Here is a 13,931-nt window from a genome sequence, read left to right on the forward strand (position 1 = left end):
AGCACATGTTCAACATCCTGACGGACAGACGTCGATTGATGACGGCGGCGGCGACGCTGACGGCCACCGTTGCGATCACCGGCGACAATCAAAGCCAAAGCCGGGCGCAGCCGGCCGCGCCGTCGCCGGGCGGCGGAGAGGGGCCGCCCCTGGCGGCGCGGCTGGCCGCCTATGTCGATGGGCTCGGCTATGCCGATGTCGATGCCACCACGCTGGAGGCGGTGAAGCTCCGCCTCGTCGACACCTTCGGCTGTGCGCTCGCCGCGCTCGACGAGCCTGTCGTCGCCAGCTGCTATCGCATTGCCCGCGCGGCCGGGGACGGCAAGGCCACGCTGATCGGCACGCGGCATCGCGTTGGCACGGAGATGGCGGCGTTCGCGAATGGCGCCGCGATCCGCTACTACGACCTCAACGACGGCTATGCCTCCAGGGAGGTCGGCCACCCCAGCGATTTCGTGTCGGTGTGCCTTGCAGTCGCCGAGGCCGAGGGCCGATCGGTCCGCGATGTCATCGTGGCGATCGTTGCGGCCTACGAGATCGAGTGCCGGCTGTTCGACGCCGTCTCGCTCAATGCCCGTGGTTGGGACAACACGACTTATGGCGTGGTCACCGCGGCGCTCGCTGCGGGCAAGCTGATGGGGCTTTCGGTCAAACACCTGACCGAGGCAGTCAATATTGCGCTGGTTGATCACGTCGCCATGAACCAGACGCGCGTCCAGGTGCTGTCGAACTGGAAGGGCCTCGCGGACGCCTCGGCGTCGCGCCACGGCGTGTTCGCGGCCATCCTCGCTCGCGAAGGCATCACCGGCCCGAGCCCGATTTTCGAAGGGCGGTTCGGATTGAACACCCAGGTGGCGGGCGAGCCGATCGTGATCGACACCGCGAGCTTCGGCGGCCAGGGCCTGCCCTTCCGCATCAATGATGTGCTGGTCAAGCCTTATCCCGCCCAGGGCCACACCCTGACGGCGGTGGAGGCGGCCATTCGCCTGTCGGGCAAGATCAGCGACCGCGGCGCGATCGCGAAGGTGAGCGTCGCAACGACCCAGTTCGGCTACCGGCAGACGGCGACCGGGCCGGACGTGTGGGCGCCGGCGACGAAGGAGACCGCCGATCACAGCATGCCCTATATCGTGGCCCGCGCGCTGCTCGACGGCACCATCACCAACGACAGTTATGCGCCGGAGCGGCTTGCTGCTGCCGATGTCCGGGCGCTGATGGCGAAGATCACGATCGCGGAAGATCCGGCCCTGACGGCGCTTTATCCGCGGCAAATTCCCAACCGCGTCGCGGTGACCCTGCGCTCTGGCGAAGTGCTCACTGAGCAGGTCGACGACCTGCCGGGATCGCCACGCCGCCCGCTCACCCGCGAGGATATCGTGGCGAAGTTCTGGCGCAATGTCGGGCCGCGGGCGTCCGCCGCCGCGGGCAAGGCCCTGATTCAGACAATCTGGTCGCTCGAGCAGATGACGCGCGTCGAGGCGCTTCTCGATGCTGTTGCTGCGGTCAGGCCGCAGTGACACGGCGCGATCGGGCGCGCCACGCCCGTCAGGGGAGCGCGCCGGTGTTCGCCGTCGCGAGCGCGGCAGCGCAGGCTTCGTCCAGCGGCTGCATGCCGCACTGGCGGGCGAGGGCGCGGGCGCGCTGCAGATGATCGGCTGCCTCCGGCGCGCCGGTCGCCAGCGCGATGTCGCCGAGCAGCTTCAGCGCATAGGCCTGCTGCGGCGGCTCGCCGCGTTCGAGCGCCAGTGCGAGAGCGCGTTCGGCGACGGTGCGCGCATCGGCGGTGCGGCCGGCGGCGAGATAGGCGCGTCCCTGCGCCACGAACAGGTAGCGCCAGCCGAAGGCGTGCTCGGCGAGCGGCACGTCGAGTTTTTCCGGCGCGGCCATGATCTCCAGGGCAGCATCGACATTGCCGGCGGCGAGATAGGCCTCGCCGAGGCGCGCGGCGAACACCGGATACATCTGCACCATGTCGCGGTCGAGACAGTCCTGCCAGCCCTGGCGCAGCAGCGCGATGGCTTCCTGGTGGCGGCCCTGGGCCGTGCGCAGGCGGCCCAGCACATGGTTGATGTTGGCGCGCGAATAGGCGTGGTTGGCGGTCTCGGCGCGACGGCTGGCCTCGCTGGCATGAACGTCGGCGCGCTCATAGGCGCCGAGCTCGATCAGCGAGTCGGCGAGGAAGGTGCGCAGCATGACCGACGGGAAGGCGGCCCAGCCGGCACGCTTCTCATCGAGCTCGGGGCTTTCGTGGGCGAAGCACTGTTCGTGGGTGGCGACGGAGGCGGCGAATGCGCCGGTCTCGTGCTGCACCATGCCGATGGCGAACGGCGCGGCGAAGGTCATCGCCGGCACGTCGATGCGTTCCGCGGTGGCAGTGGCGGCACTCGCCGCGGCCATCGCCGCGTCGTGCTCGCCGAGCCGCCACAGCGCGGTGGCGAGCTGGAAATCGACCGCCGCCATGCGCAGGGGTTCACCGAGCGCATAGGCGAGGCGCTGGGCCTCGCGCAGCACCTGCGCGATGCGGCGATGCTGCCCGAGCGGCTCCAGCGCGATCACCACCGCGAGGCGGAAGTCGAGCTCGGTCTTGGTGCGGACCGGTGATGGCGGCCAGCGGCCGAGGGTTTCGAGGCCGCGCTCGAAGATGCTGATGGCGTCGTGATAGGCGCCGCGCCGGAGCGCGCGGCGGCAGCTGCGCAATTGATAGGGGATCGCCTTGTCCCACAGGCCGGCGAGAAAGGCGTGGTCGGCGAGGCGGTCGATGTGCTCTTCGAGGCGGTCGGCGAAGCGGCTCTCGATGATCTCCACCGCCTTGGCATGCAGCGAGCGGCGCAGGCCCAGCAGCATGGTGTTGTAGGCGACCTCGCGCGTCAGCTCGTGCTTGAAGGTGTATTCGGCCGGCGCACCGATCTTGTTGCGGCGGAGGAAGTCGGCGTGCTCCAGCGTGTCGAGTTCGCCGGCGAGCGCGTCCGGCGGTACGCCGACCATGTCCGACAGCAGCACCAGCGGCACGTCGCTGCCGATCACGGCCGAGGTCTGCAGCAGCGTCTTGGGCAGGCCGTCGAGCAGGTCGATGCGCGCGGCGAGCACCGAGGCGATGGTCTGGGGAATGTCGATGCGCAGCGACGGCGAGGCGACGCGGAAATTGCCGGGCTGACCGTCGAGCACGTTCTGGTCGCGCAGCGCCTGCACAAGTTCCTCGAGAAACAGCGGATTGCCCTGGGCCTGGGCCAGCAGCGTGCGCTTGACCGGAATGAGGCTGGGGTCGCGGCCCATCAGCCAGTCGAGCAGGCGCTGCGCGGCATCGGGCTCGAGCGGGCCGAGATCGATGCGGCTGAGGCTGCGGTCGAGCGCCTTGCCCTCGGGGCGCTGGGTGGCGATCAGCACGATGCGGTGGCGGCGCACGACCGACAGCATGCTCTGCAGCACGAGGCGGGTCTCGCCATCGATCCAGTGGACGTCCTCGACCAGCACCACCAGCGGCGTCATGCGCTCCTGGTGCAGCACCAGCGCGCGGATCGCGGCGCTGATGCGGTTGCGCCGCTCGGTCGGCTCCAGCCTGCGCCAGTCCGGATCGTCGCTGTCGATGTCGAGCAGCGACAGCACCGCCGGCAGGAACGCCGCGGCCTCCGGCCCGAAGCGTCCGAGCACCTCGCGGGTGCGCGCGGTGATGCGCTCGGGCGTATCGTCGGGGCCGATGCTGAACAGCGAGCGGATCACGGTCGAGACCGGATGATAGCTCGAGGTCTGGCGCTGCGGCGCGCAGGCGGTCTCCAGCACGATCCAGTCGGCCGAGAGCTGGCGGATGAAATCGTGCACGAGGCGCGACTTGCCTTGTCCGGCGTCGCCCGAAATGACAAACGCCTGGCCTTTGCCCTCGGCGGCGCGCTGTACTGCGTCCGCAAGGCTGCGCAGTTCGTCCTGGCGGCCGACCAGCAGGCTGAGGCCGCGCGCAGAGCGCACCTGCCAGCGGGTGCGGCGGCGCAGCTCGGTCAGCTCGTAGGCGTCGATGGTGTCGGAGATGCCCTTGACGCGGGTAGGGCCGCGCGGCGTCGCGCGGATGAAGCCTTCGGCGAGGCGATAGGTGTCGCCAGACAGCACGATGGTGTCGCGCGCGGCGATCTCTTCCATACGCGCGGCGAGGTGGACGGTCTTGCCGACCGCGTCATAGTTCATGGCGAGATTGCTGCCGATCGAGTGGATCACCACCTGGCCGGAATTGACGCCGATGCGGATGGCGATGGAACTGCCGGTCCTCCGGTTGTGGTCGTGCACCGCCTCGCGCATCGCCAGCGCCGCATGGCAGGCCTGCACCGCATGGTCTTCGCTCGCGATCGGCGCGCCGAACAGCGCCATGATGCCGTCGCCCAGCGTCTGGTTGACGAAGCCGTCGTGCTGGTGGACCGCGTCCATCAACAGGCGCAGCAGCGGCGCCAGCACGCCGAGGGCCTCTTCGGGGTCGAGGCTGTCGATCAGTGCCGTCGAATCGAGAATATCGGCGAACACCACCGTGACATGCTTGCGCTCGCCGAGGATGGCGTTGCCCGAGCGCTGGATATGGCGGGCGAGGCCGGCGGGCACGCTCGACTGCAGGAAGGTCTGGGCATGATGGCCGAATGCGCTCGGCAGCGTCTTCGGCCGGCCGCAGCCACCGCAGAAGCGGACCGACGGTCCCATCGCGAAACCGCAATGGACGCAAGGAATGGTTATGCCGCCCGCCACCATGCTGCCCTGTGTCTTCGGCAGCGCCGGCAGTCCCGTCCGCGACAAGCCCCGACCGTATCGCGCGGAGCATCGTGCTGCGAAGGGGAAGCCGGTCCGCCGCAAGACAATGCTCGACTTCGTCTTTATTGGTTCGTTTCGGTCCGTGTTCCACGCGTCGCGTCATGTGCCGGCGCGGCGCGCGCGGCGACGATAGCACGCTGAGAGTCCACGAGAAAGAGCGGCGGCCATGGCTGGCTGCCGCTTGATGGGGCAGGCAACGCAAAATTAAGGCTGAGCCGCGGCGTCCTGCCGCCGCGCCTCTGCTTCATGACGGACGGGTGACGGGCGCCCGTCCGTCGGCGTCATTCGCTGACCGGCTTGTCGGAAATCTCCCAGTCCTTGCCGTTGAAGGTCTGGATATAGAGCGTCTTGATCGAGGTGTAGTCGTCGGGCGTGTAGCTGTAGCTGACGCCGTCGAGGAAGTGCGGCGCGCGGAAGCCCGCGAGCGTCGTCGCATGCTTCATGACATTGGCGCGCGTCAGCTCGTCGCCGCAGCGGCGCAGGATCTCGGCCATGGTGACCGCCTGGCCGTAGCCGACGAAGGCGATGCTGTTGTCGGGATCGACGTTGGGCAGCGACTTCTTGCGTAGCTCGTCGAACGCCATGACGTCGGCATCACTGTTCCACTTCGGCGCGCCGATATCCTTGATGTAGCTGATGGCGACGATGCCGGCGGCGTTCTCGAGGCCTGCGGCGTTGAGGATCGAGCGGCCGGTCGAGCCGGCGGAGAGCAGATGCAGCGGCTTCCAGCCGAGTTCGGCGACCTTGCGGATCGACTGCGACGTCGCCTTGCCGGTGGTGATGTTGTAGAACACGTCGGCGCCCGACTTCGACAGGTTGATGAGCTGGGAGTCGATGGTCGGATCGGTGAGGTCGTAGGTGGTTTCCAGGATCACCCTGGCCTTGCCGCCGGCATCCGCCAGCACCTGCTTGAACGGCCCGAGGAAGTCGCGGCCGAAATCGTCGTTCTGGTAGAGAATGCCGATCTTCGCCTCTGGCTTGGTCTTCAGCACATGGCGGGCGAGGATGCGCGCCTCGGTGGGGTAGAGCGGCAGGCCTGCGGTCGTCCACTTGTAGGTCCTGGGATCGTTCCACTTCGATGCGCCGGTGTTGAGCAGCAGCTGCGGCACGCCCTTGCCGTTGAGATATTTGTGCACGGCAGTCTGCGGCGCGGTGCCAAGCGAGCCGAACAGCGCCAGCACTTCCTCCTGCTCGACGAGACGGCGTGTCGCCTCGACGCATTTCGGCGCGCTGTAGGAATCGTCGAGGGTCAGGAAGGTGACCTTGCGGCCGTTGATGCCGCCCTTCTGGTTGAGCATCTCGAAATAGGCCAGACCCGTGCGGCCGAGCACGCCGTACAGCGAGCCCGGGCCGCTGTGCGGGATGGTCTGTCCGAGCTTGATCTCGGTGTCGCTGGCGCCGGGATCGTATTTCGCTGCACGCACGCGCCGCGTCGAGGCGCCGAGCGCGGCGGCGGCCGTAGCGGTGGCGATGAAGGTGCGTCGGTCGATGGTGCGGCGGATCATCGGGGGGCGTCTCCCACGGGGCTGGTTGTTGGCATCGGTCGGCGGACGGTCACGGATGCAGGATCAGATGCTGCACCCGCCAGTTCAGACGTTCGGCTGAGGCGACGACGTTCGCGGGCGGCGATATCTGCGCCGCAGCCGGCGTGATGAGCGCGATCGCGACAGCGGTCGCGGACATGGCGGAGAAGCGTCGGGCGCGCCGACGGCGCGCGGCATCGGGACCCGTGAAGCCCATGGCACCCTCCCGAATGGCCGCGCTGGTGCGGCCTTGCTTTGCGGCCACGCTAGTACGGCGCGCGGCGGAGAGCCACAGCCGCGTGCGAAAAATCATGCGGGGATCAGCGCACGACGTTGCGGCCGCGCGTCGCAGCCGCAACGTATTCCGCAGCGAGGGATTTGCTCAGAGCGGCTTGATCTGCACCTTGCGGAATTTGATGACGCCAGAGGCATATTGCAGCGCGAACGGACCCGCCGCATGCTTGCTGTCGTGGGCGTCGACGGTCTTGACGCCGTTCAGCACGACGACGAGGTGATCGCCCTTCGCGGTGATCTCATAGCTGTTCCACTTGCCCGCGGCCTTCGGCATCGGATCGACCTTGCCGACATCGACGATCGCGCCGGTGCCATATTCGGGCTGCGGCCGCTTGTCGAAGATGTTGACCTCGTAGCAGGTGTTGGAGTCGACATTTTTGATGTCGGCGCAGCGGATGAAGATGCCGCTGTTGGCCTCTTCATCGGCCCAGAACTCGGCGCGGATCTCGAAGTCCTTGTAGGACGTCCTGGTGATGATGTAGGTCGGATCCTTGCCTTCCTTGCGGTCCGCGACCAGCGCGCCATCGGCGATGTGCCAGTTGGCTTCGCCGAGCTTGTCCCATTGCCCCACCTCCTTGCCGTCCACCACGGTGATCCAGCCGTCGGCCTGTGCCGCGGCGGAGGTGATGCCGTAGAGCGCGCCGGATGCCGCCGCCATCAGCAGCAATCCGATGGCGCAGACCGTCGAACGTTTCATCGCCAGCCTCCCGTTGTCGTTGATGATCTTGATTGTCGTTGGTCGCCGGCCGCCGGGAGCGGCCGTGCGCCGGTCCGGCGCGCCGCGACGATAGCAGCGCGGCCTGCGGGCGGATAGCGCGCCGCGGCGCGTGGTCTGCTCGCAACTGCGGTTCGCAGGCGCAGCAAGAGCGCATCCGTCAACTGTCCGCGAGCAGGGCGATGCCCCGGTGCGGGGCGCGGATACGCCGTGCTAGGATCGCTGCACGCTCCGCATCCACCAGCGATATCGTGTTTCAGACAACGTCTCGGGAGGACATGCCATGCGCCACCGGATCGTGGGCCTGCGTTCGGTGTTGTGCGCCGGCGCGCTGCTGGTCGCCGCCATGCCGTTCGCCGGCGGCGGCGCCAGCCGGGCGGCCGAGCTCGATCCGGCGGTGCTGGCGTTCAGGCTGCCGGACAAGATTCCCTGGGGCCCGGTGGACGCGCGCGGCGCGCAGAACGCGGTGCTGGCGGGCGATCCGTCGAAGCCCGGGCTCTACGTCGTAATGACCAGGTGGACAGGGGGCCATCACTTCAGCCATCCGCACTTCCATCCCAACGATCGCTTCATCACCGTGCTCAAGGGCACGTGGTATGTCGGGACGGGCAACACGTTCGATCCCGACCATGCCACGGTCGGCATGCCCGCCGGCAGCTTCGTGACCCACTATGGCAAGCAGGTGCACTGGGACGGCGCCAAGGACGAGGACACGGTGCTGCTGATCGTCGGCGAGGGCCCGGCCACCGCGACGGAGGTGGCCGAGAGCAAGTAGGGACCCGCGCTCAGGGCTTGCGGGTGCGCAGATCGGCCCAGGCCATGACGCCGGCGAATGAGACGAACATCAGGACGACGGCGGCAGTGACGAGAAGGCTGTCGAGCGGCATCGGCGAAACTCCTTGCATGATGCGCGGAGCCTAGAAGCCCATGCGGGCGCAGCGTTTGATCTCGGTCAAATCCGATAACGGCTTCCGCGTGGCGGACCGCCGCAGGGTGCGCGCCGTCAGGCGGCGGTGAGCTTGTCGAGCCGCTCGATGTTGAGCAGGCGCACGCCATCCGGCACGATCAGAATGGTCTTGTCGCGCGACAGCTTGGTCAGGGTGCGGCTGACCGTCTCGATGGTGAGGCCGAGATAGTCTGCGATGTCCTGCCGGCTCATCGGCAACGGGATGGTGACGGAGGACGATCCGATGCGGGCGTAGCGCGCCTGCAGGTTGAGCAGGAAAGCGGCGATCTTCTCTTCGGCGCTGCGGCGGCCGAGCAGCAGCATCTGGTCCTGGGCGAGGCTGAGCTCGTGGCCGGCGAATTCGTGCAGACGTCGCAGCAGGTGCGGCTTGTCGTCGATGTAGTGCACGAACGCCGAACGGGCGAAGCGGCAGGCCTTGACCGGCGTCACGGCCTCGGCGGTCACGCCGTAGCGGTCCATCAGGGCAAGGCCGAGGAAGTCGCCGGCAAGCGCGAAGCCGACGATCTGGCGGCGGCCGTCCGGCAGGGACTTGTACAGCCGCACCACGCCCTCGGTGACATTGAACAGGTTGCCGGCGACGGCGCCCTGCTCGAACAGCATCGCCTTGGCGGCGAATGTCGCGGCATGGCTGAGCTGCTCGAGGGCGGCGAACTCCTCCGCCTCCAGCGCGCCGCACACGCTGATCGTGCGGACCTTGCAGTCCGCGCAGCCGCCGTCCTCACAGATCGGCGAGCAGGCCCGCTTGCGCGCATCGGCGCGGGCGTCATTCCATGGCTCGGTCAATGTCATGAGGCGTCCAGTCTGGTTCGGGTGGCGCGCCCTTCAAAGTGCGCCCGGAATCTCGCAGCCAGTTGATCTAAATCAACCACGGGCGTCGTTGACGCAGATCAATGCCGGCGCGCTTGGCAGCGCCGCATTGTCGCGGCCCGAGCAGGACATTCGCAGAATGATCGAGCAATTTCAGGCACTCCCCCTGACCGGGGAGGGCGCGCGGGCGGCCTATCCCCTGGTCTACCTGCACGACGCCAGCATTTCCTTGCCCGACTGGGTGCAGTTTGTGCGCGCGCATGACTGCGGGCGGGCCGGCGGCGGCCTCATGACCATTCGCGATTGCCGCGGCCTGATCCATGCGCTGTTCAGCTATCGGATCGACCTCGACCTGCGCATCCGCCGCCGGCTGTGTATCGGCGACATGATCGTGGCGTATCTCCCCGGACGGCTCATCGACGAGGCGATCGCCGCCTGTGCCCGCGACATCGCCGCCGACCTGCGCTGCGACACGATCTTCATCGCGCGGCCGTTCGCGCAGGGTGGCGAGGCGGCGCCGTGCCCGACCGCGCAGGCGCCCGGCGCTAGGCCGCATGCCTCGACCAGTCTGCACCAGAATTGATGCCTGCGCCGCTCAGTGCGACAGCAGCGTCCAGCCGGGCGGGTTGGCGAGGATCGAGCGTGTCGCGCCGCCGAGGATGAATTCGCGCAGCCGGGAATGGCCGTAGGCGCCCATCACCAGCAGGTCGATGCCATGCGCCGCGACATAGGATTCCATGAAGCTGCCGATCGTGTGCGCATCGGTCTTGCGGATGGCGTCGACGTTCGCGGCGACGCCCTGGGCCGCGAGATGAGTGGCGAGATCGGCGGCGCGGGCTTCGGCGGCCGCCGGCTTGTCGTCGGTGGCGGTGAAGACGCGCACCGCGGCCGCGCGGCGCAGGAACGGCATGGCGTCGGCGACGGCGCGCGCGGCGGAGCGGCCGCCGTCCCAGGCAATGGCGACAGTGTGGAACGCGGCAGCCGGCTGCCGCGCCGGGCTTTCCGGGCAGACCAGCAGCGGCCGACCGGTGCCGAACAGCAGGCTGACCGCGAGGTCCTGCTGGTTGACGTCGTCGCGGCGCATCGGCAACAGCGTGGCCTGGTGCAGGCGGGCCTCCTCGACGAGCAGCCGCCGCGTCGCGTCGATAGTCCGGCGCTCGCGCCGGCAGTGATGGCGCACGCCATGCCGGGTGGCAACGGCCTCGAATTCCTGCGCGAGGCGGTCGGCGTTGAAGCGGCTCTTGCGCGTCTCGTGATCGAGAAACGAGCCGAAATCCGCGCCTTCGAAATACAGCCCGGCCTCCAGCTCGATTTCGCACACCAGCGCGCTGACGCGGGTCGGAATCTCGGGGAAGCGTCCGGCGGCATCGCGGGCCTGCGACAGGCCGTGCGCGGCGGCGACGGCGCGTTCGATCGCGGCCTCCGACAGCGGCAGCGGATAGCTGATCAACGGCAGCAGAAGGTCCCGGACGGCCATGGCAGGCTCCAATGGTTGCGGACGGCTATTGGTAGCCGCCGCCGCCGCCATGCCGCTTGATCTGCCGCAAACCCCGGCCATGATCCGCCGGATGGCGGGGTTTGAGCTGCGTCAAGGCTGCGGTCCCGCGGACCACTAGGCTTGCCGGGACCGGCATCGTCAGCCGGTGCGAATGGCGAGCGGGAGATCACGGCGATGAAGGCCCATCACATCATGACGCGGAAAGTCATTTCGGTGGCGCCGGACGCGACCACCGAGCACGCCGCGCGGCTGATGATCGAAAATCACATCAGCGGCCTGCCGGTCATCGACGCAGGCGGGCACCTCGTTGGGATCGTTACCGAGCGCGATTTCCTGCGCCGGCGCGAGATCGGCACGCAGGGGCGCCGGCCGCGCTGGCTGTCCTTCGTGCTCGACCCCGGCCGCGAGGCGGTGAACTATGTCCGCACCACCGGCCGGCGGGTCGAAGACGTCATGACGCCGGACGTGGTGTCGGTGGACGAGGACATGGCGCTCGAGGAGATCGTCGCATTGATGGAGCGCCGCCGCGTCAAGCGCGTGCCGGTGCTGCGTGCCGGCAAGGTGGTCGGCATCATCAGCCGCCAGAACTTCGTCCGCGCGGTGGCCAGCCTCGCGCGCGAGGTGCCAGATCCCACCGCCGACGACGAGCACATCCGCCGGCGCATCGTCGCGGCGATCGACAAGGGCGAGTGGGCGCCCATCGGCATCAGCGTGATGGTGTGCGACGGCGTCGTCGACCTCTACGGCGCCATTACCGACGAGAATGTCCGCCGCGCGATCGTGGTCGCGGCCGAAAACGTCTCCGGGGTGAAGGAGGTGCGCGACCACATGTACTGGGTCGACCCGATGTCGGGCCTCTGTCTGATCGAGCCGGATGCCATTGCGCCGCCGCAGGAGCCTGCGGCGCGTCGCACGTGACGGCGACCGGTCATCGGCCGCGTGCGCGAGCCCGCGTCGCGGACGGGCGCTCGCCGAACGCATTGCGGTAGTCGCGGGCGAAGTGCCCGAGATTGGAGAAGCCGCAGCGAAAGGCCGCGCCGCTTACCGATGTGCCTTCGATCAGCAGCATTTCGCGCGCCTTGCGCAGCCGCAGCGTCTTGACGAAAGCCATCGGCGAATAGCCGCGCGCTGTCTGGAAGGCGCGGAACAGCGTGCGTGCGGCGATCCCGGTGGCGGCGGCGAGATCGTCGATGCTCAGCGGGTGATCCCAGTTGGCCTCGATGTAGTCCTCCACGCGCAGCACCTGCGCGGCGCTCGCGCCCGGCGCTTCCTGCTGCAGCAGGTCGCTGAAGCGATGCCGGCCGGTGCACAGCAGGCCGACAATCAACGCCTGTTCGATTTCGGCGAGCGCCAGCGGCGGCAACTGCGCGCCGTCGCCGTCGAGCTGCCGCGCCAGGAACAGCATGAGATCGCGCAGCCCGTCGACTGCAGCGGCGCTGCTGAAGGCCGCGGCATCGAACTCGATGCCGCCATGGGGCGGCGCGCCGAGCAACGATGTCAGCTTGCGCGTCAGCGCGTTGCGGTCGATGCGCAGCACCAGGTGCTCGAAGTCCTCGCCGTACTCCAGCGTGGCCGGCCGGTCCGGCGAGGTGATGCAGTACTGGCGGGCATCGATGTCGACCGTGCGACCGCCGCTGGTGGTGCGGGCATGGCCGGTGAGACCGATCTGGACGCGGGCGAAGTCGGCGCCGTCGAACCGCACCTCCGCCGGCGCCGTGCAGGCGCTGAAGCCGATCGCGACGCTGCCGAGGCGCACGAAGTTGCCGCGGGTGCGCAACCGCGTGGGGTCATGCACCGTCAGCGAGCGGGCGCCATAGATGCTGACGAGCGCATGCCGGAACTCGTCGGGATCGGAGGTTCGCACGGTCGGGAAACGATGCAGTGGATCGCGGGGGACGGTCAGCATGGTCTTGCCTTCGATGGACATGCGTCGAATCAATCATAGTAAGGTTATCATATAAAGACAGCGCTTCTCCGGGCGGGCTGCCGGTTCCATCAACGCCTGGTCGCGGTGGCGCGGAACGCCACGACCAGCGGTTGTTCGAGTTTGCCCGCCATCTCTCCGAGCATGGCGTAGGCGCGCTCGCGCGCAACCGGAGGCTTGTAGCGGCGGCGTTCGATCAGTGCGGCGAACACGTCGGCGATGGTGATGATCCGCGTCAGGTCGGGGATCTGCGGCGCAGTGAGGCGATCGGGATAGCCGCTGCCGTCGAGGTATTCGTGATGATGCAGCACAGCCTCGGCGACGTCCGCCGGCAGATCGCGCGTGCCGCGGATGCAGTCGAACCCGATCGAGGGGTGCTGCTCGATGATGCGCCGCTCGTCGGCATCGAGCCGCCCGGCCTTGTCGAGGATGTCGAGGGAAATGCCGATCTTCCCGATGTCGTGCAGCGTGGCGGCGAGACCGAGATTGTGCAGGTCGCGGCCGGCGAGGCCGAGGCTGAGGCCAAAATCCACCGCCACGCCGGCCACGAGCAGGCAATGCTGGAACGTGCCTTCGTGGTGACGGCGGACCTCGTCGAGCCATGCGCCAAGGCCGTTGGCGGCGACACTGGCGATGATCGTGTCGGTCGCGGCGTCGGCCTGTTCGAGATCGAGCCGGCGGTGCGGCGCCGCCATCTGGTCGAACACCGCGCGCAGCGCCGCGGCGCAGCCGTCGACGGCCCGTGCCGCGGCGTGCATGCGCGGCAGGCGCGCCCGCAGGCTCTCGGCCGTCACCGGCCGAAACAGCACGTCGGTCGCGCCGAGGGCGCGCGCCTGTACCACGCGCGAGTGGTCGGTGCGGCTGAGAACGAACAGTCTGCACGGCGCGTCGTGGAGATGCGCCATCCGCTCCCGGAGCCAAGCGATGGTGGCAACGTCGCGCATGTCGGCGGCGACGATGATCGCGTCGCAATTCGGCGGCGGGGCATCGGCACCGGCGATCGCCAGCGCAACGATCTCGCCGTCGTCGCGCAATAGGGTGGAGAGCGCGTCGGCGCGTTCGACGGTGTCGGTCAGCAGGCAGATGCGACGGCGCGGGGTCGATGACGTGATCACGGTTAAAATCCTCCGCTGGAGAAGGCGTGTTTGATTCAAACTAGCGGCATTCCGTTGGCACTTTCTTCCGCGATCGCCGCGTAGACGCAGCTCGCCGACAAGCTTCTCTTAACGGCTGGGATGGCCGCGAAGCACGAAGGACGCGGATGACAATCGCCCTGCGATTCGTGCGTCTTCCAGCCGAAATGCGCCACGCGCGCTCAAAAGGCGACGTTGTCGTCAGGATGTGATCAATGGTGGCGGTTGGTGGACGTCGAAAGCGCTGCGGAAGAACAGCGTGATTAAGATTGTGGAAGCATTGCCGTG

Annotated in this window: 12 protein-coding genes; 4 read left to right on the top strand and 8 right to left on the bottom strand. The window is 68.3% G+C overall.

Annotation, left to right across the window (positions count from 1 at the left end):
- Positions 1 to 5: 5 nt before the first annotated feature.
- Positions 6 to 1,517, top strand: a complete 1,512-nt coding sequence (locus tag JQ639_RS29735; protein ID WP_211963145.1) for an MmgE/PrpD family protein — start codon at positions 6 to 8, stop codon at positions 1,515 to 1,517.
- 28 nt (positions 1,518 to 1,545) lie between these two features.
- Here the strand turns inward: JQ639_RS29735 and JQ639_RS29740 are convergent, their stop codons facing one another.
- The 4 genes from JQ639_RS29740 to JQ639_RS29755 form a co-directional block, all read right to left on the bottom strand.
- Complete coding sequence (locus JQ639_RS29740) at positions 1,546 to 4,674, bottom strand: ATP-binding protein (protein ID WP_211963146.1); 3,129 nt, start codon at positions 4,672 to 4,674, stop codon at positions 1,546 to 1,548.
- Between the two features lie 389 nt (positions 4,675 to 5,063).
- Entirely contained in the window at positions 5,064 to 6,287 is a 1,224-nt protein-coding gene (locus JQ639_RS29745) for an ABC transporter substrate-binding protein (RefSeq protein ID WP_211963147.1), read from the bottom strand.
- A 49-nt stretch (positions 6,288 to 6,336) separates the two neighbouring features.
- Positions 6,337 to 6,618: a hypothetical protein gene (locus JQ639_RS29750; protein ID WP_211963148.1), complete on the bottom strand. Its 282-nt coding sequence runs from the start codon at positions 6,616 to 6,618 to the stop codon at positions 6,337 to 6,339.
- A 69-nt stretch (positions 6,619 to 6,687) separates the two neighbouring features.
- Positions 6,688 to 7,296, bottom strand: coding sequence for a 3-keto-disaccharide hydrolase (locus JQ639_RS29755; protein ID WP_211963150.1), 609 nt, complete (start codon positions 7,294 to 7,296; stop codon positions 6,688 to 6,690).
- A gap of 301 nt (positions 7,297 to 7,597) precedes the next feature.
- Between JQ639_RS29755 and JQ639_RS29760 the strand changes: the two genes are divergently transcribed.
- Entirely contained in the window at positions 7,598 to 8,089 is a 492-nt protein-coding gene (locus JQ639_RS29760; protein ID WP_249122850.1) for a cupin domain-containing protein, read from the top strand.
- Positions 8,090 to 8,317: 228 nt separating this feature from the next.
- Here JQ639_RS29760 and JQ639_RS29765 read toward each other — a convergent pair whose 3' ends face one another.
- Positions 8,318 to 9,070, bottom strand: a complete 753-nt coding sequence (locus JQ639_RS29765) for a Crp/Fnr family transcriptional regulator (protein WP_211963152.1) — start codon at positions 9,068 to 9,070, stop codon at positions 8,318 to 8,320.
- A 157-nt stretch (positions 9,071 to 9,227) separates the two neighbouring features.
- Between JQ639_RS29765 and JQ639_RS29770 the strand changes: the two genes are divergently transcribed.
- Positions 9,228 to 9,671, top strand: coding sequence for a hypothetical protein (locus JQ639_RS29770; protein WP_211963154.1), 444 nt, complete (start codon positions 9,228 to 9,230; stop codon positions 9,669 to 9,671).
- Between the two features lie 12 nt (positions 9,672 to 9,683).
- On the opposite strand, the gene JQ639_RS29775 is transcribed toward JQ639_RS29770, so the two are convergent.
- Positions 9,684 to 10,565 carry a universal stress protein gene (locus JQ639_RS29775; protein ID WP_211963156.1) on the bottom strand — a complete coding sequence of 294 codons (882 nt, stop codon included), beginning with the start codon at positions 10,563 to 10,565 and terminating at the stop codon, positions 9,684 to 9,686.
- Between the two features lie 195 nt (positions 10,566 to 10,760).
- On the opposite strand from JQ639_RS29775, the gene JQ639_RS29780 reads away from it, so the two are divergent.
- Positions 10,761 to 11,504: a CBS domain-containing protein gene (locus JQ639_RS29780; protein WP_211963157.1), complete on the top strand. Its 744-nt coding sequence runs from the start codon at positions 10,761 to 10,763 to the stop codon at positions 11,502 to 11,504.
- A 10-nt stretch (positions 11,505 to 11,514) separates the two neighbouring features.
- Here JQ639_RS29780 and JQ639_RS29785 read toward each other — a convergent pair whose 3' ends face one another.
- Complete coding sequence (locus JQ639_RS29785) at positions 11,515 to 12,513, bottom strand: AraC-like ligand-binding domain-containing protein (RefSeq protein ID WP_211963159.1); 999 nt, start codon at positions 12,511 to 12,513, stop codon at positions 11,515 to 11,517.
- Positions 12,514 to 12,581: 68 nt separating this feature from the next.
- Positions 12,582 to 13,625 (bottom strand): HD-GYP domain-containing protein, encoded by a 1,044-nt coding sequence (locus tag JQ639_RS35735; RefSeq protein ID WP_211963161.1) that lies wholly within the window; start codon positions 13,623 to 13,625, stop codon positions 12,582 to 12,584.
- Between the last annotated feature and the right edge of the window lie 306 nt (positions 13,626 to 13,931).

Source organism: Bradyrhizobium sp. U87765 SZCCT0048, assembly GCF_018131225.1.
In the GTDB taxonomy this organism is placed as follows: Bacteria; Pseudomonadota; Alphaproteobacteria; order Rhizobiales; family Xanthobacteraceae; genus Bradyrhizobium_A.

Excerpts from the sequence above, each read along its gene's own strand:
- JQ639_RS29780 (WP_211963157.1), top strand. The coding sequence starts at position 10,761 with ATGAAGGCCCATCACATCATGACGCGGAAAGTCATTTCGGTGGCGCCG.
- JQ639_RS29735 (WP_211963145.1), top strand. The coding sequence starts at position 6 with ATGTTCAACATCCTGACGGACAGACGTCGATTGATGACGGCGGCGGCG.
- JQ639_RS29785 (WP_211963159.1), bottom strand. The coding sequence starts at position 12,513 with ATGTCCATCGAAGGCAAGACCATGCTGACCGTCCCCCGCGATCCACTG.
- JQ639_RS29745 (WP_211963147.1), bottom strand. The coding sequence starts at position 6,287 with ATGATCCGCCGCACCATCGACCGACGCACCTTCATCGCCACCGCTACG.
- JQ639_RS29755 (WP_211963150.1), bottom strand. The coding sequence starts at position 7,296 with ATGAAACGTTCGACGGTCTGCGCCATCGGATTGCTGCTGATGGCGGCG.
- JQ639_RS29765 (WP_211963152.1), bottom strand. The coding sequence starts at position 9,070 with ATGACATTGACCGAGCCATGGAATGACGCCCGCGCCGATGCGCGCAAG.
- JQ639_RS29760 (WP_249122850.1), top strand. The coding sequence starts at position 7,598 with ATGCGCCACCGGATCGTGGGCCTGCGTTCGGTGTTGTGCGCCGGCGCG.
- JQ639_RS29750 (WP_211963148.1), bottom strand. The coding sequence starts at position 6,618 with ATGATTTTTCGCACGCGGCTGTGGCTCTCCGCCGCGCGCCGTACTAGC.
- JQ639_RS29770 (WP_211963154.1), top strand. The coding sequence starts at position 9,228 with ATGATCGAGCAATTTCAGGCACTCCCCCTGACCGGGGAGGGCGCGCGG.
- JQ639_RS29775 (WP_211963156.1), bottom strand. The coding sequence starts at position 10,565 with ATGGCCGTCCGGGACCTTCTGCTGCCGTTGATCAGCTATCCGCTGCCG.
- JQ639_RS29740 (WP_211963146.1), bottom strand. The coding sequence starts at position 4,674 with ATGGGACCGTCGGTCCGCTTCTGCGGTGGCTGCGGCCGGCCGAAGACG.